Genomic DNA, 22,647 nt, shown 5'->3' on the forward strand with positions numbered 1-22,647 from the left:
GAATTATAAGGGAGGAAAATTCTCTACGCACTCGGATTTACTGCGGGGATTTGTGACAAAGTCTGTCACAACTGAATTATTGCTGCCTTGTGTGCTCTGTGCTGGGGGGTAAGTGGACACTTTCATCGCGGCTTATCAATAAGAAAAAGCACTGCCCCTGAAGGTCAGGGTAGATTGACCGCTCAAATCATCTTGCTCATAGTAGCCATCATGTTTGCACAATAAAAAGAACAGTGAATATGGCTCTTTCCCCCCTTCCTCCCTTGCATACTCTGATTGCCTTCGAGGCCACGGTGCGACTCGGCAGTTTTACGCGTGCCGGTGAAGAACTCAATCTGACACAAAGTGCCGTCAGTCGGCAGATTGCCACGCTGGAGCAGTCGCTTGGCCGCACGCTGATCCTGCGGAATCACAATGGGCTGACGCTCACCACAGCCGGGGAACGCTACCTGCATCGTGTACGCTATTTGCTCGAAGAATGCGCCGATGCCACCGCCAAAGTGATGCGTCACGCCGGGGAGAACGAAATCAACCTGGCCTGCTCGTCGGGCATTGCCCAGTTCTGGGTCCCCCAGCGGCTTGCCGCCTTCCGTAAAGCCTACCCCGATATACGTTTCAATCTCATTATGCGTGACGGCATCACCACGCTATCCGGGTTTGAATTTGACGTGGGCATGTATTACCTCAAACAGAGCAATATCATTCACTTTGATACTATCCGTCTGTTCGACGAGGAGATGTTTCCGGTCTGCTCACCGGAATATTTGGCAGGGCGCAACGGGTTTACGCCGCAGGAGCTGCTAAGCGAAACGCTGCTGGTGCTGGAGGACGCACAGCGTCAGTGGATTGGCTGGCCAGAATGGCTGGAGCTGAACGGCCTGCCGCCAATAAACCTGAGTAACACGCTGCGCATCAACCACTATCCGCCGCTTATCGAACTGGCGATTCAAGGAGCGGGCATTGCGCTGGCGTGGAAGCGTATCATCGACCGCCCGCTCAGGCAGGGAAGTCTGGTGCGAGCCTGCGCTGCCTCAGCGCATCAGGGCGGAGGATTTTACCTGATTACGCCGCAGCACCGTCACGAAAATCGCGCCACCCGCCTGTTCAAACGCTGGCTACTGGAATATGAAGGACTCAGCGGACAAGGACTGATTTCCTGACCCTTTAGTTCATGAATTGATAAGGTTTAAACAGGTTATCTCCCAACCACGGATAGCTGGCAGGAACAACCGCCAGACGCTTGCGCTCATAGCTGGTCGCCTGACGGTCATCGCCTTTCCCGCGATAAACGGCATAGTCCGGATAAGGAAAGACCGGACGCGATGGCGCATCTTCGGCGATATAATCGAGCTTCATGTCGCCTTGCAGCGGCTTAGAGGCAATTTTATTTTTCTGTTCCACCGTCGCCTGATAGCTCACCACGCCGTCGGGCACCTTGCCCTGCTCCACCCACCCAAGCATCGGCGTCAGGAAATCGACCAGGCTCGGCCCTTCTCCGGTCGAACAATGATAGACCCCGGGCAGCATATACAGCCGCTCAAACTTATCGCGGGTCACCGTGCCCATGGTCTGCGCCAGCGCCTGATGGTAGGCCAGCGTGTTGAGCGGCGAAATACTGGGATCGGCCCAGCCGTGCCAGAGAATCAGCTTGCCACCTGCGGCATAAAATGAACGCAAATCAGGATTACTGGCGTCATAGAGCGGATGCAGCCTGGTCAGTTCGACCAGCGTTTGCTGGGTAAACTTCAAATCCTTGAGGCTGTAGCTGACGGGCGGATTTTTTTCAAAATTCAGGTATTTCAGGGTCGAAAGCGCCACGCTCTGACTGTAGTTAAGATCCCCGGTCTTTTTGGGAACAAACAGCCCGGCCCAAGCCAGTTCTGAACCGGGCAAAGGCCCGCCAACGGTCAACCGCTGTCCGGTAACGGCATCACGCGGGCCGCCGTAGATTTTACGCAAGGTGCTGATTTGCATTTCCGACAGGCAGTCCTGCCCGGCAATATTATCCGCACTCAGGTCTGCACAGCTCAGCACCGACGGGTCAAAATGGCAATTTTGTGGATCGGAAATCAGCCCGTCTTTTTGGCCATCCGGGGCGTCGCACTGTGCCAGCACTGCCTTATGAATCATCGGCAATTGTCGGGCGGTGATGATAGCGTTGCCGCTGGCGTCCGTGTTGGACATCGCATTCCAACCGTGGTCCAGCGCCTTATGGGTCTGGAAAACGGTCACCGGCGCACCGGCAATGATGCCGTTAAAATCGGTTGGATAACGCTGTGCCTCGCCGAGCGCCTCGCGCCCGCCGTCCGAGCAGCCGCTGAAATAGTTATAGGTGGGCCCACGCCCATAATAGGCACTGATGAGCTTCTTGGTGGCCACGGCGGTCAGATGCACGCTTCGGAAGGCAAAGTCGCGCCTCTTCTGCGGATTATTGCCAAAGTTCGCCTCGCCGGCAGCGTGGCCCATGTCGGTAGCAGCAATCACAAATCCGCTGTTGTTAAGCGGAGTACAGCCTGCTGCGCCGTCTAGCTGGAGCAGCACGCGCCCGCATAATCCGCCGCAGCCGACCTGAAGATAACGCTGGGTCCAGCTGTTGATCGGCAGCAGTACGGTGAAATTGACAGTCGGCTTGAGCAGGCCTTTCACCTCGCAAAACACATCGCCTTTTACCACTTCACGCACCGACATCACCTTGCTGCCGGGTCCACCGATTGCGGAGAGATCGACGTCCGCTAAATCGGCACAGTCGGTTACCGGTTGTACCACGCCCAATGTTGCCGCACGCGCAACCGAGGGATGCAGGCAGACGCCCACAATCAGCAACGGCAATAACAGGATGAAAAAAATCTTCCAGCGGGGCAAAGTCTGCGTGGCGATATCCAATACTCGTCTCTCGGTCAAGTAACGTTCATCCTTAATTTATAACAGTAAAATCTCCGGCATCATAATATCGCTATCGTATCAATCATTCTGAACCGCACGCCATTCCTCCCACGCATGCCGGCATGCGACTTTTTCATTTCATTATTGCAGACAGATGACAGATGCTGCCAAAGCCTGCTCAGAGAATAAACACTCAGGCGTGAAGAACTCAACATCACTGAATAATCAAATAATTACCTATAATTCCAAGACGGGAGCACTATGCCTGCGACATCCTCAAACAACGCCATCCTGTTCATCAATGCCAATCTGGTTGATGGTAATTCGGCCGAGCCATTAAAAAATCACCAGCTGTTAATTCGCCACGGCCGTATCGACGCCGTTTCCGCCACGCCCATTGACGCAGCGGACGCAATCGTTGTCGATCTGGCGGGCAAGACGCTGATGCCAGGACTTATCGACTGCCACGTTCACGTCGTTGCCAGCAGCGCCAACCTCGGCGCCAACGCCCTCTTACCGGACTCGCTGGTCGCCGCCCGCGCATCAAAACTGATGAATGAAATGCTGATGCGCGGCTTCACCACCGTGCGCGACGTTGGCGGTGCCGACTACGGTTTAAAGCAGGCACAGGAAGAGGGGCTGATTAACGGCCCGCGCCTGATTGTCTGCGGCAAGGCGCTGTCGCAAACCGGTGGCCATACCGACTATCGTGGCCGCTATGACCAGCGCAATGTCGATTTCTATGCCCAAAAGCTGGGTACGCTGGGTCGCGTATGTAACGGTATCGATGAAGTGCGCCGCGCCGTGCGTGAGGAAATCAAAGGCGGTGCCGAGTTTATCAAGGTGATGGCCAACGGTGGCGTCTCTTCGCCGAGCGATCCGATTGAGTTTTTGAGTTTCTCGGTCTCTGAGCTTGAAGCCATCGTTGAAGAAGCAAGCAACGCCAAAACCTACGTTAGCGCACACCTTTATACCGATGAAGCGATTCGTCGCGCGGTTGACGCCGGTGTACGCTCGCTCGAGCACTGTAACCTGATCACTTCAGAAACCGCCGCCCACGCCGCCGCAAAAGGCGCGATGGCCTGCCCTACGCTGGTGACCTTCGAAATGCTAAAACTCGAAGGCGCGCAGTACGGCCTGCAGCCGGACTCCATCGCTAAGATTGACGACGTCAGGCTTTCGGGTCTCGACAGCCTGAAAATCATGTATGAAGCGGGCTTACCGATGGCTTACGGCAGTGACCTGCTGGGTGACATGCATACCCATCAATCCGGTGAGTTTGAAATTCGCGCGCGCGTCTTGCCGACGCAGGAGGTTATTCGCAGCGCCACCGGCATCGCGGCACAGCTGCTGCGGATGGAAGGTGAAGTGGGCTGCCTGAGCGTAGGCGCTAGCGCCGACCTGATCGTCGTTGACGGCTGCCCGTTAAGCGATATCAGCCTGCTGAGTGGTCAGGGAAAACACCTGCCGCTGATTATTCGCCAGGGTGAAATCGTGAAAAACAGTGGCATCATTGCGCGGTAATCCGCGGCTTTAAAGCCCTGCTCGTTTGTGCATTGGCGCGGCATCATCCGCGCTGTCAGGCTGTCCCTCTACTCGTCGAGACCGTGGATATGTCATTATTGCTGCAACGTTTAGACCGTTTACCCCTAAGTGCTCCGCACTATTTCCTGCTGTTCATCGGTGGCCTCGGCTATACCTTTGACGGCATGGACATCGCCATCATCGCCTTTTTAATGCCTGCCGTGCACAGCGTGTGGGGACTGAGCAGCGCCGAATTGGGGCTGGTGGGTTCCGCCACACCGATAGGCGTGCTATTTGGCGCGTTGATGGCCGGCTATCTCGGCGATCGCATTGGCCGAAAAGCCGTGATGTGTTGGGCGCTCGCCATCTACTGCGTCATGACGCTGTTTGCCGCCCTCGCCCCCAACTACCCGAGCTTCCTGATTGCCAGGATCCTCGCGGGTGTGGGCGTGGGCGCCGAGAGCGTAATTATTGCGCCCTATCTGAGCGAGTTTATCCCGCCGAAAAAACGTGGCTGGTTTATTGGCGCGCTGGCCGGGTTCTTCTCGTTTGGCTTCGTCGGGGCGGCATTGATCGGCCGCTTTATCGTGCCGTCGTTCGAGGACGGCTGGCGCTGGGCGCAGGTGATGACCGCGCTGCCTATTGTGATGCTGCTCTGGTGGCGTCGCAGCCTCCCGGAGTCACCGCGCTTTCTGCTTAACCGTGGTCGAGTGAAAGAGGCAACTCAGGTCATTGAAAAGCTTGAGAAAAAGGTCGAGCGCGCCCTCGGACGCCCGTTGCCTGCCGTCCCGATTCAGACCGAAGCCACTGAGGTTGAAACCTCGACTCCGCCGCTCGGCTTTTTCGAGTCGATCGGCATGATGTTTACCGCCAGCATGCGCAAGCAGACGGTGGTCATCTGGCTCATCTGGTTTGTGGTCACCTTCTGCTATTACGGCTTTTTCGCCTGGATCCCGTCACTGCTCATCGCCAAGGGCTTTACCATCACCAAAAGCTTTGAATTCTCTATTATTATTTATCTGGCGCAGATACCGGGCTATTTCTCGGCGGCGGTGCTGTCAGACCGGCTGGACAGGAAGCACACCATCGCACTGTATCTGATAGGCGGCGCGATCAGCGCGTGGTTCCTCAGCCAGTCGGGCAGCCACGTGTCGATAGTGACGTCCGCCGCAGTGCTGTCGTTCTTCCTGAACGGTGCGTACGCGGGCCTTTATGCCTACACGCCGGAGAGCTTCCCTACCGCTATCCGCGCCACCGGTTGTGGTTTTGCCAGCGCCTTTGGCCGCATTGGCAGCATTCTCGCGCCAAGCATTATCGGGGTGTTTTCCGCCTCGCTGGGCTTTGCCGGGGTGTTCACCATGACCACCAGCATTTTGGTCGCAGGGGTGATTATCGTGGTCGCGTTTGGCGCAGCGACCAAAGGAAAATCACTGGAGAAAATTACCTCATCGGTAACAGAAATAACGCCTTAGCGTAAAGCCTCCCCATCATCCCCCTAGGGCGGTGCCTTCTCGCCCGCCCCTGGGGCACGATTTATCCCGCGCGCACCGTATCACCCTCCTTAAACGCAATCAGCAACAGCTCATTACTGCACCTTTACATCATAAATACACAAAGCGAACGATTCTCAACACTTATTTGCATTGATAACGATAATCGTTATTGATAGCATTCTCATGAAAGTTATTTCAAATTACTTCTAATTATTTTTAAAACAACACAGCGCGCTTCTTTTCAGCAACGGAATGGTCCTGCTACATTATGAAAAATATCCTGTTTTATACCAAGGTCACCTTATTCTCCGTGACCTCTTTTAGCCTGCTTATGCCAACACTTTCCCAAGCCGAGCAAACAACAACCCTTAAAGAGGGAGATAATAAACCGCTCGTAGACAGCAAAGAGAAAAAACAGAAGGACGAAGACGACACCATTACGGTGACCGCACAGCAACAAACCCTGCAAGCGCCGGGCGTCTCTATCATTACTCAAGACGAAATCAAGAAACACCCGCCGGCGCGCGACCTGGCCGAAATTATCCGTACCATGCCCGGCGTTAACCTGACCGGTAACTCCACCAGCGGCCAGCGCGGCAACAATCGCCAAATCGATATTCGCGGTATGGGCCCGGAAAATACCCTCGTGCTGATCGACGGCATGCCGGTGACCAGCAAGAACTCCGTGCGCTACGGCTGGCGCGGCGAGCGCGACAGCCGCGGTGACACCAACTGGGTACCGCCAGAAATGGTGGACAGCATTCAGGTCATTCGCGGTCCTGCCGCCGCACGCTACGGCAGCGGTGCAGCAGGGGGCGTCATCAACATTATCACCAAGCCAACCACCCCAGACTGGCACGGCACCTTCAATACCTACATGGATGCACCAACGCATAAATCCGAAGGCGCAACCAAACGCTATGACGCGAGCCTTTCAGGCGGCCTCACCGATACGCTGAGCTTTAAACTTTACGGCGGCTGGTCTAAGACTCAGGCCGATGCGCAAAACATCAACGCTGGCCATGAAGCCGCGCGTACCGGCTCTTACGCTGGAACAGTGCCTGCGGGTCGCGAAGGGGTGAAGAACGAGAACGTTAATGGCGTGCTGCACTGGGCTTTTGCGCCTAAGCAGGCGTTGGAACTCTCTGCGGGCTACAGCCGTCAGGGCAACCTGTACGCGGGGGATACGCAAAACACCAACTCCAACGCGCTGGTGACCGCCAACTATGGCAAGGAAACCAACGTACTTTACCGTCAGACGCTGAGCCTGAAACACACAGGAAGCTGGGATAACGGCGTATCGACCACCAACTATATTCAGTACGAACGCACCCGTAACAAACGTATCAACGAAGGCCTCGCGGGCGGTACCGAGGGTATATTCAGCACCACCAATCAAGGGTTCTCTACCATTGATTTGGCCGACGTCAACGCACATACCGAAATTAACGTGCCGCTCGATTTCTTCGTTCACCAAACCGCGACCTTCGGGGCGGAATGGAACCAGCAGCGAATGAAAGATCCAACCTCTAACACGCAGACCGCACAGGCCGGCAGCGTTGAGGGTATATCGAGCACCGGCCGCAGCCCCTATTCTTCCGCCGATATCTATTCCCTGTTTACCGAAGACAATATCGAGCTGACCGATACCACCACCGTGACACCGGGCCTGCGTTTCGATTATCAGACCATTACCGGCAAGAATTTCAGCCCGTCCCTGAACCTCTCGCAGGAGCTGGGCAGCGACTTCACGCTGAAAATGGGTATCGCGCGTGCCTACAAAGCGCCAAACCTGTACCAGACCAACCCTAATTACCTGCTCTACAGCAACGGTCAGGGCTGCTACGCCAGCGCCGGTTCATGCTATCTGCAGGGTAATAAAGACCTCAAAGCGGAAACCAGCGTCAACAAAGAGATTGGCATCGAATATCACCACAATGACGTCCAGGCCGGGTTGACCTACTACCGTAATGACTACCACAATAAGATTGAAGCGGGCTACGCGTCGGAATATTCCATCAGCAGCACCTCTGACGTTTACAAGTGGGAAAACGTGCCGAAGGCTGTGGTTCAGGGTATCGAAGGGACGCTCAACTTCCCGATCAGTGAATCTGTCGCCATGCGCAACAACTTCACCTACAACATCGAGAACGTGAACAAGACCACCAACGACTATCTGTCGGTTATCCCGAAATTCACCATCAACTCGACGGTGGATTGGCAGATACGCGACGACTGGTCGATGAGCGGAACCATGACCTGGTTCGGCAAGCAGAAGCCGAAGAAGTATAACTACAAAGGTGAAGATGCGACCGGATCCGAAACCTGGGTCGTCAGCCCTTACGCACTGTTTGGCTTGACCTCGACCTATACGGTGAACAAGTTCTTGGACGTGACGGCGGGTATCGACAACGTGCTCGACAAACGCCACTTCCGTGAAGGCAATGCGCAGACCACCGGCAACTCTACCACCGGCGCTTACCTCTACGGCGCAGGTGCCAACACCTATAACGAATCAGGCCGCGTGTTCTTTATGTCTTTGGGTATGCACTTCTGATATAAAAAAGGGCCATCGCTTGATGGCCCTTCTCTTTTACAAACGCTGAATCGCGAGCGCGATATCTTTCGAGGTATTCAAGGTTCGCACCTGAGTAAACACCTCCGTTGCCTCGCTGTACTCTTTACGCAAATATCCTAGCCACTGCTTGATGCGCGCCACGTGATACAAACCGGTGTCACCCTGCTTTTCAAGATAAGTGTACTTTTTCAACAGCGCGATGACCTGTGGCCACGGCATCTTCGGTTCATTATATTTAACCACCCGGCTAAGGTTTGGCACGTTTAGCGCGCCTCGCCCAATCATCACCGAGTCACAGCCAGTCACCTGCATACACCGCTGGGCGCTGGCATAATCCCAAATTTCACCGTTGGCAATCACCGGAATGCTCAGTCGTTGGCGAATCTCACCGATCGCCTGCCAGTTGATGCGCTCCGCCCGGTAGCCGTCCTCCTTGGTGCGACCGTGGACCGTAAGCTCCGTCGCACCGGACTGCTGCACCGCGTCGGCTATCTCGAGGCTATGAGCCAGTGAGTCCCAGCCGAGGCGAATCTTCACCGTAACCGGCAGGTCAGCGGGCACCGCCTCACGCATCGCCTTCGCGCCGAGATAGATAAGCTCTGGGTCTTTCAGCAAGGTAGCACCGCCGCCGCTGCCGTTCACCGTCTTGGACGGGCAGCCACAGTTTAGGTCCACGCCGTAAGAGCCAAGTTCGATAGCTCGTGCGGCATTCTCACCCAACCATTCGGGATATTGCCCCAGCAGCTGGACCCGGACCCGCGTGCCGGACGGCGTGCAGCTTTCGTTAAGCAGTTCGGGGCAGAGACGGTAAAAGGACTTAACCGGCAACAGTTGGTCGACCACGCGTAAAAATTCGGTGATACAAAGATCGTAGTCGTTTACTTCGCTGAGAAGTTCACGCACCAGAGGATCCAGTACGCCTTCCATCGGAGCCAGTAATACACGCATAGCCGCTCTACCCTTAAAAATGAGGCGCAATAATACGGGCGAACGGCTAGCGATGGCAATGGGCGGACTATTTATAGTTGAGGCTTTCCTCCGGCTGCATCACGGGTTCAGTGCGCGTGGCACGCCGGGCGCTGATAATGGCCACCAGCGGTGCCGCGATAAACAGCAGCGACAGCCAGAAAGCCGCCTGGCTTACTCCCTGAGTTCCGCCCGGAACATAAATCCCCGACAGGTTGGCAACGGTACCGGCCAGTGCGGTGCCCATGGCGGCGGAGAAAGACTGCACCACGCTTATCGATGCTCCGGCTTTTTCTTTATCTTCTGCTGTCGCATGCTGCAACACGCGGGTCAGCAGGTGTGGCCAGCCAATTCCGGTAGCAAATCCCAGCAACGTCAGGCCCAGTACAATCAGCCCCATGTTCATCCAGCCATCACCGAATACCACAGGCAGCGAAACCAGCAGACAAAGCAGGCTGAGGATCATGACTGGCGGCCCCAGACGGATGGCGGTGCTGGTGCGGCGCTCGGGCCACGACGCGCTCCACATCTCGCCCAACGTCCAGCCAGCGGCACCGGCGGCGGTAATGTATCCGGCCATCAGCGGCGTTTGACCGTGCAAATGCTGCAGCAGATACGGCACGTAAATATCAAAGCCCATGCCTATCATCAGCAACGCCATGGTGGCAAACAACGCGCACAGCGGCGACGACAGGCTCAGCGCGTCTCGCGGCAGCAGGCGAACCGGGGTGGTGTACTCCCTTTTACGCAGCCACAGCACCAGCACTATCGCCGCGACGATGCCGGCGAAATTCATCCAGCCGTGAGGCGACAGGCTTCCCGCCGACACCGCCAGCACCGCGCTCGCCAGCAGCACCAACTGCAGACGTGGCAGAGGTTCAGTGACCGAACGCTTTTGCTGACGCGCCGGAAGGCTTTTCCATACCAGCAGCGCAAACAGCAGCGTGACCGGCAACAGCAGACCAAACGCATAGCGCCAGGCGTGCAGCTCCGCGAAAATGCCGCCCACCGCCGGGCCGACCAGGGTGGCGACACCCCACATCGCCGAAATTAGCGCCATCGCCCGAGGCCAAAGTTTTTCTTCAAACACCTGATTAACCATCGCATACGACATCGCAAACAGGAATCCGCCGCCGAGCCCTTGCACCGCTCTGCCAAGCAGCAGTATCGGCATCGACGGAGCCACCGTACAAATCGCCGCTCCAGCCATGAAAATCGCCGTCGCATTCAAATAGGCCCAGCGAGGCCCACATCTGCCCAACAGACGCGCCGACAGTGCCGCGCCCATGATAGCGCTGACCACAAACAGCGTGGTATTCCACGCGTACCACGCCATACCGCCGATGTCCTCGACCACCGACGGCAGGATGGTAATCACGATATAACTGTTGGTGGCATACAGCGCCACGCCGCCGCTCAGGGTGATGGCACTCCCCCGATTCTCGGCCGTAAACAAACTGCCCCATCCGCTGTGACTCTCTGACATTGCAGGCTTCCTTTTCATGACCGGCACGGCGGGATTGAAGTCACGCCGTGATTAGTTTACATTAAAACAAGTTTTTGCTTGGAATAATAATTCCTGCCCTAATCTAGGACCTAAAGAGTAAATATGTCAAGAAAAGACTTGGAAAATTCCGAGAGTGCAAAACAGAGCGTCGCCGAGCGACTTTTGATGCTGCTCAAGACCCGAGGCGAGCTACAGGCCAGCGATGCCGGGAAAATTTTGGGTACTACAGGCGAAGCCATGCGCCAGCAGTTCGTCAAGCTGGCAAAAGAGGGGTTGGTCGAAAGCAAGGCGGTATCGCAAGGCGTCGGCCGCCCAGCGCAGTACTGGCTGTTAACGCCCGAAGGCCACGCCCGATTCCCGGATACCCACGCCAGTCTCACCGTACAGCTACTGCGCATGATCCGTTCGTCGCTGGGTGAAGCCGCACTGGACCAGCTTATCTCAACACGCGAAACCGAAACCCTCGAGAATTACCGCAGGGCGATGGTGGGCGCCGAGACGCTGGAAGAACGCCTGCAACGCTTGGCAACTCTGCGTACCGGCGAAGGCTATATGGCAAGCTGGGAAAAACAGGAGGACGAAAGCTATCTGCTGGTCGAGAATCACTGCCCTATCTGCGCGGCTGCCGCCACCTGTCAGGGATTCTGCCGGGCGGAGCGCGAGGTGTTCAGCCAGACGCTCGGCGCCAACGTTGAGCGCACCGAGCACATTTTGCAGGGCGCGAGACGCTGTGCGTACCGTATTTGGCTCTAGAGCACCCGCGACAAAAACAAAAAAGCCCTCTCGAAAGAGGGCTTAAGCACGAAACTCGCCAGGTGTGTTCTACCGGCGTTGTTCGCTTACTCGCCTGAAGGCTTACGGCTGCGTGCAGCACCGGCGTTAGCGCCTGAACGACGCTGACCCGCATTAGCTGCGCTGCCACGGCTTGGACGAGAGGATGGACGGCTTTCGCCTGAACCATTACCGCCATTGCCGCTGCGCTGACCGTTGCCACCCTGACGAGGGGCACCGGAACGCTGGCCACCGGCGCCTTGACGCGGTGCGCCACGGCCGTTGCCACCTTGACGACCGTTAACGATCGGCTCGGCTTTGATAGACGGATCCGGCTCGTAACCAGGCAGAGCGATACGTGGGACCTCACGCTTTAACAGACGCTCAATGTCACGCAGCAGCTTGTGTTCATCGACGCAAACCAGAGAAATCGCTTCACCGGTAGACTCTGCACGACCGGTACGACCGATGCGGTGCACGTAGTCTTCAGGGACGTTCGGCAGCTCATAGTTCACGACGTGAGGCAGCTGGTCGATGTCCAGACCGCGCGCGGCGATATCGGTCGCAACCAATACGCGAATGCCGCCGTCTTTGAAATCGGCCAGTGCACGCGTACGTGCGCCCTGACTCTTGTTACCGTGAATTGCAGCGGCGGTGATGCCGTCTTTATTCAGCAGCTCGGCCAGATGGTTAGCGCCGTGCTTGGTGCGGGTAAACACCAGCACCTGCTGCCAATTGCCGGTACCGATCATCTGCGACAGCAGCTCTCTTTTACGGCGCTTGTCAACGAAGTGAACGCTTTGCTCAATCTGCGAAGAGGCGGTGTTGCGACGCGCGACTTCAACGGAAGCAGGGTTGGTCAGCAGTTTGCCGGCCAGTGCCTTGATTTCGTCAGAGAAAGTCGCAGAGAACAGCAGGTTTTGACGCTTGGCAGGCAGTTTCGCCAGCACGCGACGAATATCGTGGATGAAGCCCATGTCCAGCATGCGATCGGCTTCGTCCAGAACCAGAATCTCAACCTTGGACAGGTCAACGGCGTTCTGGTGTTCCAGATCCAGCAGGCGTCCCGGTGTTGCCACCAGAATATCGATGCCACCACGCAGTTTCATCATTTGCGGGTTGATGCTCACACCACCAAATACCACCAGCGAACGCAGCTTCAGGTATTTGCTGTAAGCCGTCACGTTTTCGCCGATCTGTGCCGCCAGTTCGCGGGTTGGCGTCAGAATCAATGCGCGAACCGGACGACGACCTTTAATCTGTGCGTCGCCAGTGTGGCTCAGCATCTGCAAAACAGGCAGGGTAAAGCCAGCGGTTTTACCAGTACCAGTTTGTGCACTAGCCATTAAATCACGGCCTTGCAACACAACAGGAATTGCCTGTTGTTGAATAGGCGTAGGCGCGGTATAGCCCTGCTCTTCAACAGCACGCAGAATGTCGGCACTCAGGCCGAGAGAATCAAATGACATATAAGGAAAAGCTCCAATCCACTCTAACCCGAACAGGTTCGGTGCAGTTTCAAGAATGGATGATCAGACGAGGCAAATGAGGATTACCACGAGGATTCGGCACAAACTGCAGTGCGCCAGTTGCGAGGATTCTAACAGATATCACGCCCCCGCGTGCATTTATATGATTCAAGCTGTAAATGAATCCGTCCAATCCTGATTTAACGATATTTTCTGCCGCCGATTTGACGATGTTTGTTATAGCATCGTTAATTATTATCACGCTCGTTTAGTTATCACTTTTTGTGATTTCATCAAAGCATTAGCTTGCTATGATTCCGAGGGTTAACTATTTCATCCATAAGGCAACGCCGCAATACAATGGAAACCTGGAAACTAAATCTAATCTCCGTCTGGCTAGGCTGCTTCTTTACCGGTCTCGCTATGAGTGAAATCCTGCCCTTCCTGCCGCTGTATGTCGAACAACTTGGCGTTCATGACCACGAAGCTCTGAGTATCTGGTCCGGGCTGGTGTTTAGTGGCACCTTTATGGTTTCCGCCTGCGTGGCCCCGCTGTGGGGCAGTTTAGCCGACCGCAAAGGGCGAAAACTGATGCTGCTGCGCGCGGCGCTGGGTATGGCGATAGTCATGGTACTACAGGGCTTCGCGCAAAACGTCTGGCAGCTGTTTATCTTCCGCACGCTGATGGGCCTGACTTCCGGCTTTATCCCCAACGCCATGGCGCTGGTCGCCTCGCAGGTTCCACGCGACAAGAGCGGTTGGGCGTTGGGTACCCTGTCTACCGGCCAGGTTGCCGGGGTAATTATCGGACCGCTGTTGGGCGGATTCATGGCCGACCATCTCGGCCTGCGCACGGTGTTTTTCGTCACCGGTGGCCTGCTGTTTATCAGCTTCCTCATCACGCTGTTCCTGATTAAAGAGCGCGTAGTGCCGGTCAGTAAGGCCGACAGGCTCAGCGGCAAAGCGGTATTTACCACGCTGCCTTACCCAATGCTCATCATTAGCCTGTTCGTGACCACGATGATGATCCAACTCGCCAACGGCTCCATTAGCCCGATTCTGACGCTGTTTATTCGCAACCTGTCCGGCAATACCGCTAACATCGCCTTTATCAGCGGGGTCATCGCTGCCGTGCCGGGGATTTCCGCCCTGCTCGCCGCGCCGAAACTCGGCAAACTCGGCGACCGCATTGGCGCACACCGCGTATTAATCGCGGCTCTGGTGTTCTGCTTCATCCTGTTCTGCCTGATGGCAACCATCAGTACACCGGTGCAGCTGGGCGTTTTACGCTTCCTGCTGGGCTTCGGCGACGGTGCGCTTATGCCTGCGGTGCAGGCGCTGCTGGTCAAGTACAGCAGTGAACAGGTCACCGGTCGAATCTTCGGATATAACCAGTCATTCATGTACCTGGGCAACGTGGCGGGCCCGCTGATAGGCTCTGGCACCTCCGCGTTGTTAGGCTTCCGCTGGGTATTTCTGGTCACCGCCATTTTGGTGCTCTTCAACGCGGTGCAAATCTGGTGGAGTTTCAGAAGGGTTCCCACCGGCGTCAGGGTTAAATAATTGAATGCGGGTCGGCCGGTAAACTAAGGGCAAAAAAAAGGGGAGACAGCGCGAGCTGCTCCCCTCTTCGACTCAATTAACTTATCTTCTGCTGCCGAAAATGCGCAACAGCATCAGGAACAGGTTGATGAAATCAAGATACAGGGTCAACGCACCGACGATAGAGTATTTGCGGAAGTTGTCCTTGTCATTGACCGACAGCTGCTCACCCATGTTTTTCAGCTTTTGGGTGTCATAGGCGGTCAGCCCCACGAACACCACCACACCGATATAGGTTACGGCCCACATCAGCGCCGAGCTTTTCAGCCAGATATTCACCACCGACGCCAGCACGATGCCGATCAACGCCATAAATAGCAGGCTGCCCATGCGGCTCAGGTCGCGCTTGGTGGTGTAACCGAAGACGCTCATCGCGCCGAACATACCGCCCGCCACCACAAAAGTGCCGGCAATGGATGAACCGGTGTAGACGATGAAGATGCTGGAAAGCGTCAAGCCGGTTAGCGCCGAATAAAGCATAAACAGCCCGGTTGCGACAGTGCCGCTCAGGCGATTAACCATACCCGAAATAACGAAAACCAGGGCCAGCTGAAGAATAATCAGGCCGAAAAAGGTAATTTGGCTTGAGAAGATAAAACCGAGGATCGCAGGGGAACGGGATGCATACCAGGCGACAAACGCCGTCAACAGCAAACCACAGGTCATCCAGCCATAGACCTGAGCCATATAGGCCTGAATGCCGCTGTTTGCGCGTTCTACTATCGAACCATTAGAGCGTGGATATCGATCCATGATGCTTACCTCTTACATGGAGGACAAAAACAAGGCTGAAAATGCAGCCTACCGGTACTCTTAGCCTATCACAAAAACCGGCTTCTGCGTGTAGCACCAATCACGGGTAAACGTTTGGTTTAACTTAAGCACGGACCAAGACAGACTCCGCGTCTATGGCGAAGAAGACCATTTTTTAGCGGCTTCTTTATCGGTATCTCGTGACTCGACCCAGCGATCGCCATGCTCGGTGGCTTCACGCTTCCAGAACGGCGCGCGCGTTTTCAAATAATCCATAATAAATTCTGTGGCATCAAACGCCATGCCGCGGTGGGCACTGGTTACGCCGACAAACACGATTTCGTCGCCCGGATACAGTGCGCCAATGCGGTGATAGACGCAGACGCGCTGAAGCGGCCAGCGCTGACGCGCCTCGTCGACAATTTTAGCCAACGCCTTCTCGGTCATGCCCGGATAATGTTCGAGCGTCAGCGCACTGACATTATCACCGAGATTGTGATTACGCACTTTGCCGGTGAAAGTCACCACCGCGCCGTCGGCATCGGATTGTGCTAACCACTGATACTCTTCACCGACGCTAAAAGGCGCGGCATCGACAATAATTCGCGTCGCTTGCATGCTTAGCCTCCGGTTACCGGCGGGAAAAATGCCACTTCATCGCCTTCTTTCAGCGAATGATCAGGCTCCACCAGCGTCTGGTTTACCGCCACCAGCAGCTTGCCGGACTCCAGCGCCAGCGCCCAACGTTCACCGCGCGTGCACAACGACTGCCGCAGCGCCTCGACGTCGCTGAATTCTGCGGCAACCTGCACACTGCTGGTGCCAATCAGCTCACGAACCTGAGCAAAAAACAGCACCTCAATCATTGTTCCGCCTTGAAGTCACCGGATTTGCCGCCGCTTTTCTCGAGCAAGCGAATCGGCCCGAGCACCATGTCTTTCTGAACCGCTTTGCACATGTCATAGATAGTCAGCGCAGCAACCGACGCCGCCGTCAGCGCCTCCATCTCGACGCCGGTCTTGCCGGTCAGACGGCACAGACTCTCGATGCGCACGCGGTCAAATTCAGGCTGAGCCTCAAGCTTGACTTCAACCTTGGTCAGCAACAGCGGATGACACAGGGGAATGAGGTCCCAGGTTTTCTTGGCCGCCTGAATACCGGCGATACGCGCGGTGGCAAAGACATCACCCTTATGATGATCGCCTTTGACTATCATCGCCAGCGTGCTGGCAGCCATGGTCACAAAGGCTTCGGCGCGGGCCTCGCGAACGGTTTCCGCTTTACCGGAAACGTCCACCATATGCGCTTCGCCGGAGGCATTAATATGCGTCAGTGTAGACATAATTTCGTTTTACTTTCTTACGTGAGGAATAAAGTTACAGGGGCGATTACGGGCATCAAGCTGCGAAGAGATGATGTGCTCCCAGGCCAACTTACAGGCATTGGTCGAGCCAGGCACGGCAAAAATCACCGTCTGATTCGCCATACCGGCCAGCGCGCGGGACTGAATGGTCGCCGTACCAATGTCTTCAAAAGAGACCATACGGAACAGTTCGCCGAAGCCTTCGATTTCACGGTCAAACAGCGGCTTTAACGCCTCAGGCGTATTGTCGCCGGTAGTAAAACCGGTACCGCCGTTGATAATGACCGCGCCAATCTTTTCGTCAGCAATCCATTGGGATACTACCGCCCGAATCTGATAAAGGTTGTCTTTACTAATCTGACGAGCAACTACGTGATGCCCGCCCTCTTCCACCGCCTCACGCAGATAGTCCCCGGAAGTATCATCGGTTTCAGTGCGTTTGTCGGAAACAGTAAGAATAGCTATCGAGAGCGCCTGAAATTCGCTGCTGGCTTTGCTCATATTTTTTTCCCTTTGGAGATTAGCCGCCAATAAATGAGAGGTTCTGCGTCATGCCGGTATTGCCCTGATGCAGGAAGTGGGTCTGTTTCTTGCGTCCCAGTCCACCTTGGATCCGCGCCATGAGCGCTTCCTGCTGCTGGTCATCGGCCAGTAAATCACGCAGAGGAATACCCTGCTCACCAAACAGGCACAGGTGCAGATTGCCAACGGCCGAGACGCGCAGGCGGTTGCAGGTGGCGCAAAAATCCTTCTCATAGGGCATGATCAGACCGATTTCGCCAATGTAGTCGGGGTGAGTAAAGACCTGAGCCGGACCATCGCTGCGGCTGCGGCCCATCAGCGTCCAACCCTGCTGCACCAGTTGGTCACGAATGACCTGACCCGATACGTGATGCTTGCGGAAAAGGGAACCCCCGTCGCCAGTTTCCATGAGCTCGATAAAGCGTAGCTGAATTGGGCGGTCTTTGATCCAGTTGAGGAAGGTCTGGAGGCTATTATGATTCACGTCGCGCATCAGCACGGCGTTGACCTTAACTTTTTCGAAACCTGCGTCAAATGCGGCGTCAATTCCGCTCATCACTTCACGAAATTTATCCTGCCCGGTAATGGCGTGGAACTGACGCGCATCGAGGCTGTCAACACTGACATTGAGAGCGGTTAAACCCGCATCGCGCCATTGTGTTACGTCTCGCGCCAGGCGATAGCCGTTGGTGGTCACGGCAAGATGCCGAATCTGCGGGTTTTCGCGCACGGCAGCGATGATGTCGGTAAAGTCACGGCGTAGTGAGGGTTCGCCACCGGTCAGACGCACCTTTTCGGTGCCGAGATTGGCAAAAGCGCGGCTCACCCGACGAATTTCATCGAGTGAAAGGAAACTTTTATTGTTGTGGCCATTGGGTTTATAGCCGTCGGGCAGACAATATGTGCAACGAAAATTGCACACATCGGTGATCGACAGGCGCAAGTAATAGAACTTGCGCGCAAAAGCGTCTGTAAGTTGTTGCACCTTGATAACACCTTTCCAAATACGGGAGATGCGGGCATTTCTACCCAGCACCCTGGTGACATACGTCACGGCCAAGGCACCTTATTGCAGGCTGCACGATGAAATACACGGCAGAGGCAAGACAACTTAGGTACCAAGGCTAGGAGTTCAGTTTTTCCGATTTTAGTCTCCGGAAAAACACGGTTGAGCAGTATTGTAGCGCCGCGAAAACGCGTTCGCCAAGCGAACTCTTCGCTATGTAATTGGATATACAACGTTTTTTAGAGCACCGACCAATAAAAACACCTATGAAATCAATCGCCTCGTCGTCCCTGCACTGACAAGTACGATTAATAACAAGTTAGCGAAAAATTAGGTAAAATTGTTTCAGAAAATTTTATGCCATCAGCACAATACTTCCCGCTTGATTGGCGAAGAAGCACGGCGGCAAAGCTGATTATTCTCGGATGCTTACCAGCGTAAGGATCCGGAGTGAGCAGATGAAGCCCAAGCTGCTGCATCGCCAGCGAACGACGGGAAGCCAAGGAGAAGTATGAGAAGTCGGACGTTGGCCGATTTAGACAGAGTAGTTGCACTGGGTGGAGGCCATGGACTAGGGCGCGTAATGTCGTCACTGTCTTCGCTCGGCTCGAGGCTGACCGGTATTGTGACGACCACCGATAACGGCGGTTCCACGGGCAGGATCCGCCGCTCGGTGGGCGGCATTGCGTGGGGAGATATGCGCAACTGCCTTAACCAGCTAATTACCGAGCCTAGCGTCGCGTCAGCCATGTTCGAATATCGTTTTAGCGGCAGCGGCGAGCTCGACGGACACAATCTGGGAAACCTTATCCTCCGTGCACTCGACAGCCTGAGCGTTCGGCCACTGGAGGCGATGAATCTAGTACGCAGACTGTTAAAGGTCGATGCAGAGTTGATCCCGATGTCAGAGGATCCGGTCGATCTGGCCGCCATCGACGCAGACGGGCAACCGATCCACGGTGAAGTGAACGTCGATCGGATGATAAAGATCCCGCGCGAACTGATGCTTGAACCGCAGGTAAAGGCCACCCGAGAGGCGCTGGATGCCATCGCAGAGGCCGACCTGATTGTGATAGGCCCCGGCAGCTTCTTTACCAGCCTGATGCCGCTGCTGCTGCTTAAAGAGCTGGCGACAGAGCTTCGACGCAGCCGCGCTCACATTGTTTACATCAGCAATTTGGGCAAAGAACTGAGCGTGGCCGCCGCGTCGTTAACGCTGCAAGACAAACTCAACATGATCGAAAAACAGATTGGTCGTCCCGCCATTAATGCGGCGATCGTCGGACCGGGGGTGCATCTTGGGGAGGCGAGCAGTCGGTTGATTATTCAACGCCCGCTCGAGGCCATGGACGTTCCCTATCGCCATGACAGAGAACTGCTGAGACTGGCGCTGGAAGACGCACTCCAGCGCATGGGCTAACTCTATATTAAGACTCGTCAGCCTGGTTTTTCTTGACCAGCGGATGGTTATTCCACGGGCTGTCGGCGGCCGGTTTGGCGCTGCTGGCCTTCTTCACAGCTGCTGGCGTTGAAGCCGGCGATGTCGAGCGCCTTTTGCTCTTGCTGCTCATGTCAGGCTTCAGCAACCCCTCCACGAAATCCAGATACAACGTCTCAACCTCTTTGCGCGCCCACGGCGTGCGGCGTAAAAACTTCAGGCTCGACTTGATGCTAGGGTCGCTCTTGAAGCAGTTGATATTCACCTGCCCCGCCAGCGCCGGCCAGCCAAAGTTCTCCACCAACACGGTGAGCAGTTTTTCCAGCGTAACGCCGTGAAGAGGATCTTTGGGTTTAATGTCGGTCATTTGGCTGTCACCGCTAAAAGTTTGGGCCGCGAAGTCTAGCATAATACACCACCGCAATACTCACTAGATTTCGTGCCGTGGGAAGGCGGCAACCGCGCGAGTCCCCGGGAGCTGACACAAGTCAGTGACCGGGGTGAGCAAGGGAAGCCAACGCCCCCACGCTGCGAAAGATAGGGGGTATTTAGGATAACGCGATAAATTGTTCGCGTAATGCATGCAACTCATCACGCGTATTCGCGGCGTCTTCAAACTCCAGATTCTGCGCATGCTGGTACATCTTCGCTTCCAGCTCGCGAATGCGTTGCTCCAGCGCCTTCGGCGTAAGTGCCTTGACCGTTGAAGCCGCCTGCGCTTCACGCAGCTCTTTGTTTTTCTTGAATTTCGGCTGTCCAAGCTGAAGAATGTCGCCGATTTTCTTGTTCAGACCCTGCGGCGTAATGCCCCTTTCGAGGTTGTAGGCCTCCTGTTTCGCGCGGCGACGCTCGGTCTCGCCGATAGCCTTAGCCATCGAGTTGGTAATCTTGTCGCCGTACAGAATCGCCTTGCCGTTAAGGTTACGCGCCGCACGACCAATGGTCTGGATAAGCGAACGCTCAGAGCGCAGGAAGCCTTCTTTATCGGCATCGAGAATCGCCACCAGCGATACCTCCGGCATGTCCAAACCCTCTCGCAACAGGTTGATCCCCACCAGCACGTCAAACTCGCCCAGACGCAGGTCACGAATTATCTCGACGCGCTCGACGGTGTCGATGTCTGAGTGCAGGTAACGCACCTTCTCACCGTGCTCCTCGAGGTATTCGGTGAGATCTTCGGCCATGCGCTTGGTCAAGGTCGTCACCAGCACGCGCTCGTTGATCGCCACGCGTTTGCGGATCTCAGACAGCAGATCGTCGACCTGCGTGCTCACTGGCCGCACTTCAATCAGCGGATCGAGCAGCCCGGTCGGCCTGACCACCTGGTCTATCACGTCGCCACCGGATTTCTCCAGCTCATAGTTGCCCGGTGTCGCCGAGACGTAAATGCTCTGCGGGGCCAGCGCCTCGAACTCTTCAAAGCGCAGCGGACGGTTGTCCAGCGCCGAGGGCAAACGGAAACCGTACTCCACCAGCGTCTCTTTGCGCGAACGGTCGCCTTTGTACATGCCGCCTATCTGCGGAATGGTGACATGGGACTCATCGACAATCAGCAGCCCATCAGCAGGCAGGTAGTCAAACAGCGTCGGTGGCGGCATACCTTCGCCACGCCCGGAGAGATAGCGCGAGTAGTTTTCGATGCCCGAGCAGTAGCCGAGCTCGTTCATCATCTCAAGGTCGAACTGGGTACGCTGGCTGATACGTTGCTCTTCCAGCAGCTTGTTGTTCGCCAGCAGATTCTTGCGCCGGTCGGCCAGCTCGACTTTTATCTCTTCCATCGCCTGCACGATGCGCTCACGCGGCGTCACGTAGTGCGTTTTCGGGTAAATAGTAAAGCGAGGCACTTCCTGCGATACCTGTCCGGTCAGTGGATCGAACAGTGAAAGCCGCTCAACCTCGTCGTCGAACAGCTCGACGCGCAGCGCCAGGTCATCAGACTCGGCCGGGAAGATGTCGATAACCTCGCCACGAACGCGAAACGTACTGCGCTGGAAAGCCTGGTCATTGCGCGCATACTGCAGCTCGGCAAGACGGCGCAGAATTGAACGCTGATCGATGATCATGCCCTTGGTCAGGTGCAGCATCATCTTCAGATAGAGGTCAGGGTCGCCCAGACCATAGATGGCAGAGACCGAGGCCACCACTATCACGTCTTTGCGTTCAAGCAACGCCTTGGTCGCCGAGAGTCGCATCTGCTCGATGTGTTCGTTAACCGAGGCGTCTTTCTCGATAAAGGTATCGGAGCTCGGCACGTAGGCTTCGGGCTGATAATAATCGTAATAGGAAACAAAATATTCCACCGCGTTCTCGGGGAAGAACTCTTTCATCTCACCATAGAGCTGCGCCGCCAGCGTTTTGTTGGGCGCCAACACCATGGTGGGCCGGTTCAGGTCGGCAATCACGTTGGCGACGGTGAACGTTTTGCCTGAGCCGGTCACGCCCAGCAGCGTCTGGTGCGCCAGACCGTTTTCCAGCCCTTCTTCAAGGCGGCGAATAGCCTCAGGCTGATCGCCCGAAGGTTTGAATTCGGAATGTAGTTTGAATACTTTGCTCATTGCGGGCTACCTGAGATGAGAACGTGCGAGACCGGAGAGGAAGTATGGAATACTCACTCACCTTGTCAAATGGAACATAGACAAGCTTGGACTAAACATTATACTGGATAAAAACCCAGCATCAAGCTACGATTCTTTCTTGAGCGGTCGGATTGCACTTTTTCAGGTAACGCCGTCCACCCATTTTCCCCATCAAGGGACATTTATCCCCAGATTC

Annotated in this window: 18 protein-coding genes, 1 pseudogene and 1 riboswitch; of the genes and pseudogenes, 7 read left to right on the forward strand and 12 right to left on the reverse strand. The window is 55.7% G+C overall.

Translation table 11 applies throughout. From position 1 onward, the window contains the following. Positions 1 to 239 precede the first annotated feature (239 nt). Positions 240 to 1,160 (forward strand): LysR family transcriptional regulator, encoded by a 921-nt coding sequence (locus tag O1V65_RS12875; protein ID WP_165428961.1) that lies wholly within the window; start codon positions 240 to 242, stop codon positions 1,158 to 1,160. Between the two features lie 4 nt (positions 1,161 to 1,164). On the opposite strand, the gene O1V65_RS12880 is transcribed toward O1V65_RS12875, so the two are convergent. Further along, complete coding sequence (locus O1V65_RS12880; RefSeq protein WP_269129773.1) at positions 1,165 to 2,901, reverse strand: tannase/feruloyl esterase family alpha/beta hydrolase; 1,737 nt, start codon at positions 2,899 to 2,901, stop codon at positions 1,165 to 1,167. A gap of 243 nt (positions 2,902 to 3,144) precedes the next feature. On the opposite strand from O1V65_RS12880, the gene O1V65_RS12885 reads away from it, so the two are divergent. The 3 genes from O1V65_RS12885 (at position 3,145) to O1V65_RS12895 (ending at position 8,457) form a co-directional block, all read left to right on the forward strand. After that, a complete protein-coding gene (locus O1V65_RS12885) occupies positions 3,145 to 4,407 on the forward strand; it encodes a metal-dependent hydrolase family protein (protein ID WP_227955363.1) in 1,263 nt (420 codons plus the stop codon). A gap of 89 nt (positions 4,408 to 4,496) precedes the next feature. Continuing rightward, a complete protein-coding gene (locus O1V65_RS12890; RefSeq protein ID WP_269129774.1) occupies positions 4,497 to 5,879 on the forward strand; it encodes an MFS transporter in 1,383 nt (460 codons plus the stop codon). Positions 5,880 to 6,168: 289 nt separating this feature from the next. Further along, positions 6,169 to 8,457 (forward strand): TonB-dependent siderophore receptor, encoded by a 2,289-nt coding sequence (locus O1V65_RS12895; RefSeq protein ID WP_017492440.1) that lies wholly within the window; start codon positions 6,169 to 6,171, stop codon positions 8,455 to 8,457. A gap of 36 nt (positions 8,458 to 8,493) precedes the next feature. Here O1V65_RS12895 and dusC read toward each other — a convergent pair whose 3' ends face one another. Continuing rightward, positions 8,494 to 9,426: a tRNA dihydrouridine(16) synthase DusC gene (gene dusC, locus O1V65_RS12900; protein ID WP_017492441.1), complete on the reverse strand. Its 933-nt coding sequence runs from the start codon at positions 9,424 to 9,426 to the stop codon at positions 8,494 to 8,496. Between the two features lie 67 nt (positions 9,427 to 9,493). Beyond that, positions 9,494 to 10,930 carry an MFS transporter gene (locus O1V65_RS12905; protein WP_017492442.1) on the reverse strand — a complete coding sequence of 479 codons (1,437 nt, stop codon included), beginning with the start codon at positions 10,928 to 10,930 and terminating at the stop codon, positions 9,494 to 9,496. 123 nt (positions 10,931 to 11,053) lie between these two features. Here O1V65_RS12905 and O1V65_RS12910 point away from each other — a divergent pair, with 123 nt between their 5' ends. Next, positions 11,054 to 11,704, forward strand: coding sequence for a helix-turn-helix transcriptional regulator (locus O1V65_RS12910; RefSeq protein WP_017492443.1), 651 nt, complete (start codon positions 11,054 to 11,056; stop codon positions 11,702 to 11,704). Between the two features lie 86 nt (positions 11,705 to 11,790). Here O1V65_RS12910 and rhlE read toward each other — a convergent pair whose 3' ends face one another. Continuing rightward, positions 11,791 to 13,191, reverse strand: a complete 1,401-nt coding sequence (rhlE, locus tag O1V65_RS12915) for an ATP-dependent RNA helicase RhlE (protein WP_017492444.1) — start codon at positions 13,189 to 13,191, stop codon at positions 11,791 to 11,793. A gap of 360 nt (positions 13,192 to 13,551) precedes the next feature. Here rhlE and O1V65_RS12920 point away from each other — a divergent pair, with 360 nt between their 5' ends. Further along, complete coding sequence (locus O1V65_RS12920) at positions 13,552 to 14,754, forward strand: multidrug efflux MFS transporter (protein WP_017492445.1); 1,203 nt, start codon at positions 13,552 to 13,554, stop codon at positions 14,752 to 14,754. A gap of 81 nt (positions 14,755 to 14,835) precedes the next feature. Here the strand turns inward: O1V65_RS12920 and O1V65_RS12925 are convergent, their stop codons facing one another. The 6 genes from O1V65_RS12925 to moaA all read right to left on the reverse strand — a co-directional run bounded on the left by O1V65_RS12925 (position 14,836) and on the right by moaA (position 18,416). Then, positions 14,836 to 15,546 carry a Bax inhibitor-1/YccA family protein gene (locus O1V65_RS12925; protein ID WP_017492446.1) on the reverse strand — a complete coding sequence of 237 codons (711 nt, stop codon included), beginning with the start codon at positions 15,544 to 15,546 and terminating at the stop codon, positions 14,836 to 14,838. 153 nt (positions 15,547 to 15,699) lie between these two features. Next, positions 15,700 to 16,164 (reverse strand): molybdopterin synthase catalytic subunit MoaE, encoded by a 465-nt coding sequence (moaE, locus tag O1V65_RS12930; protein ID WP_269129775.1) that lies wholly within the window; start codon positions 16,162 to 16,164, stop codon positions 15,700 to 15,702. A gap of 2 nt (positions 16,165 to 16,166) precedes the next feature. Then, complete coding sequence (moaD, locus tag O1V65_RS12935) at positions 16,167 to 16,412, reverse strand: molybdopterin synthase sulfur carrier subunit (RefSeq protein WP_017492448.1); 246 nt, start codon at positions 16,410 to 16,412, stop codon at positions 16,167 to 16,169. After that, positions 16,409 to 16,888: a cyclic pyranopterin monophosphate synthase MoaC gene (gene moaC / locus O1V65_RS12940; protein WP_017492449.1), complete on the reverse strand. Its 480-nt coding sequence runs from the start codon at positions 16,886 to 16,888 to the stop codon at positions 16,409 to 16,411. The genes moaD and moaC overlap by 4 nt, the downstream gene beginning before the upstream one ends. A gap of 9 nt (positions 16,889 to 16,897) precedes the next feature. Beyond that, positions 16,898 to 17,410, reverse strand: coding sequence for a molybdenum cofactor biosynthesis protein B (gene moaB / locus O1V65_RS12945; protein ID WP_017492450.1), 513 nt, complete (start codon positions 17,408 to 17,410; stop codon positions 16,898 to 16,900). A 19-nt stretch (positions 17,411 to 17,429) separates the two neighbouring features. After that, on the reverse strand, positions 17,430 to 18,416 hold the full coding sequence (gene moaA / locus O1V65_RS12950; protein WP_038328105.1) for a GTP 3',8-cyclase MoaA: 987 nt from the start codon (positions 18,414 to 18,416) through the stop codon (positions 17,430 to 17,432). Beyond that, a riboswitch (molybdenum cofactor riboswitch) is annotated at positions 18,409 to 18,574 on the reverse strand. It overlaps the preceding gene by 8 nt. Before the next feature lie 374 nt (positions 18,575 to 18,948). Here moaA and yvcK point away from each other — a divergent pair. Next, positions 18,949 to 19,857 carry a uridine diphosphate-N-acetylglucosamine-binding protein YvcK gene (yvcK, locus tag O1V65_RS12955; protein WP_026110606.1) on the forward strand — a complete coding sequence of 303 codons (909 nt, stop codon included), beginning with the start codon at positions 18,949 to 18,951 and terminating at the stop codon, positions 19,855 to 19,857. Positions 19,858 to 20,029: 172 nt separating this feature from the next. Here the strand turns inward: yvcK and O1V65_RS23170 are convergent. Together O1V65_RS23170 and uvrB are read right to left on the reverse strand one after the other, a co-directional pair. Then, positions 20,030 to 20,242, reverse strand: a pseudogene (locus O1V65_RS23170) (VF530 family protein); the annotation flags it as partial. A 181-nt stretch (positions 20,243 to 20,423) separates the two neighbouring features. Beyond that, positions 20,424 to 22,430, reverse strand: coding sequence for an excinuclease ABC subunit UvrB (gene uvrB, locus O1V65_RS12965; RefSeq protein ID WP_017492454.1), 2,007 nt, complete (start codon positions 22,428 to 22,430; stop codon positions 20,424 to 20,426). Positions 22,431 to 22,647: the final 217 nt, after the last annotated feature.

It is taken from the genome of Rouxiella badensis (assembly GCF_026967515.2).
Classification (GTDB): domain Bacteria; phylum Pseudomonadota; class Gammaproteobacteria; order Enterobacterales; family Enterobacteriaceae; genus Rouxiella; species Rouxiella badensis.

Bases quoted from the DNA above. Each gene is read 5' to 3' on its own strand.
- O1V65_RS12875 (WP_165428961.1), top strand. From the start codon at position 240: ATGGCTCTTTCCCCCCTTCCTCCCTTGCATACTCTGATTGCCTTCGAG.
- O1V65_RS12885 (WP_227955363.1), top strand. From the start codon at position 3,145: ATGCCTGCGACATCCTCAAACAACGCCATCCTGTTCATCAATGCCAAT.
- O1V65_RS12890 (WP_269129774.1), top strand. From the start codon at position 4,497: ATGTCATTATTGCTGCAACGTTTAGACCGTTTACCCCTAAGTGCTCCG.
- O1V65_RS12895 (WP_017492440.1), top strand. From the start codon at position 6,169: ATGAAAAATATCCTGTTTTATACCAAGGTCACCTTATTCTCCGTGACC.
- dusC (WP_017492441.1), bottom strand. From the start codon at position 9,426: ATGCGTGTATTACTGGCTCCGATGGAAGGCGTACTGGATCCTCTGGTG.
- O1V65_RS12905 (WP_017492442.1), bottom strand. From the start codon at position 10,930: ATGTCAGAGAGTCACAGCGGATGGGGCAGTTTGTTTACGGCCGAGAAT.
- O1V65_RS12910 (WP_017492443.1), top strand. From the start codon at position 11,054: ATGTCAAGAAAAGACTTGGAAAATTCCGAGAGTGCAAAACAGAGCGTC.
- rhlE (WP_017492444.1), bottom strand. From the start codon at position 13,191: ATGTCATTTGATTCTCTCGGCCTGAGTGCCGACATTCTGCGTGCTGTT.
- O1V65_RS12920 (WP_017492445.1), top strand. From the start codon at position 13,552: ATGGAAACCTGGAAACTAAATCTAATCTCCGTCTGGCTAGGCTGCTTC.
- O1V65_RS12925 (WP_017492446.1), bottom strand. From the start codon at position 15,546: ATGGATCGATATCCACGCTCTAATGGTTCGATAGTAGAACGCGCAAAC.
- moaE (WP_269129775.1), bottom strand. From the start codon at position 16,164: ATGCAAGCGACGCGAATTATTGTCGATGCCGCGCCTTTTAGCGTCGGT.
- moaD (WP_017492448.1), bottom strand. From the start codon at position 16,412: ATGATTGAGGTGCTGTTTTTTGCTCAGGTTCGTGAGCTGATTGGCACC.
- moaC (WP_017492449.1), bottom strand. From the start codon at position 16,888: ATGTCTACACTGACGCATATTAATGCCTCCGGCGAAGCGCATATGGTG.
- moaB (WP_017492450.1), bottom strand. From the start codon at position 17,410: ATGAGCAAAGCCAGCAGCGAATTTCAGGCGCTCTCGATAGCTATTCTT.
- yvcK (WP_026110606.1), top strand. From the start codon at position 18,949: ATGAGAAGTCGGACGTTGGCCGATTTAGACAGAGTAGTTGCACTGGGT.
- uvrB (WP_017492454.1), bottom strand. From the start codon at position 22,430: ATGAGCAAAGTATTCAAACTACATTCCGAATTCAAACCTTCGGGCGAT.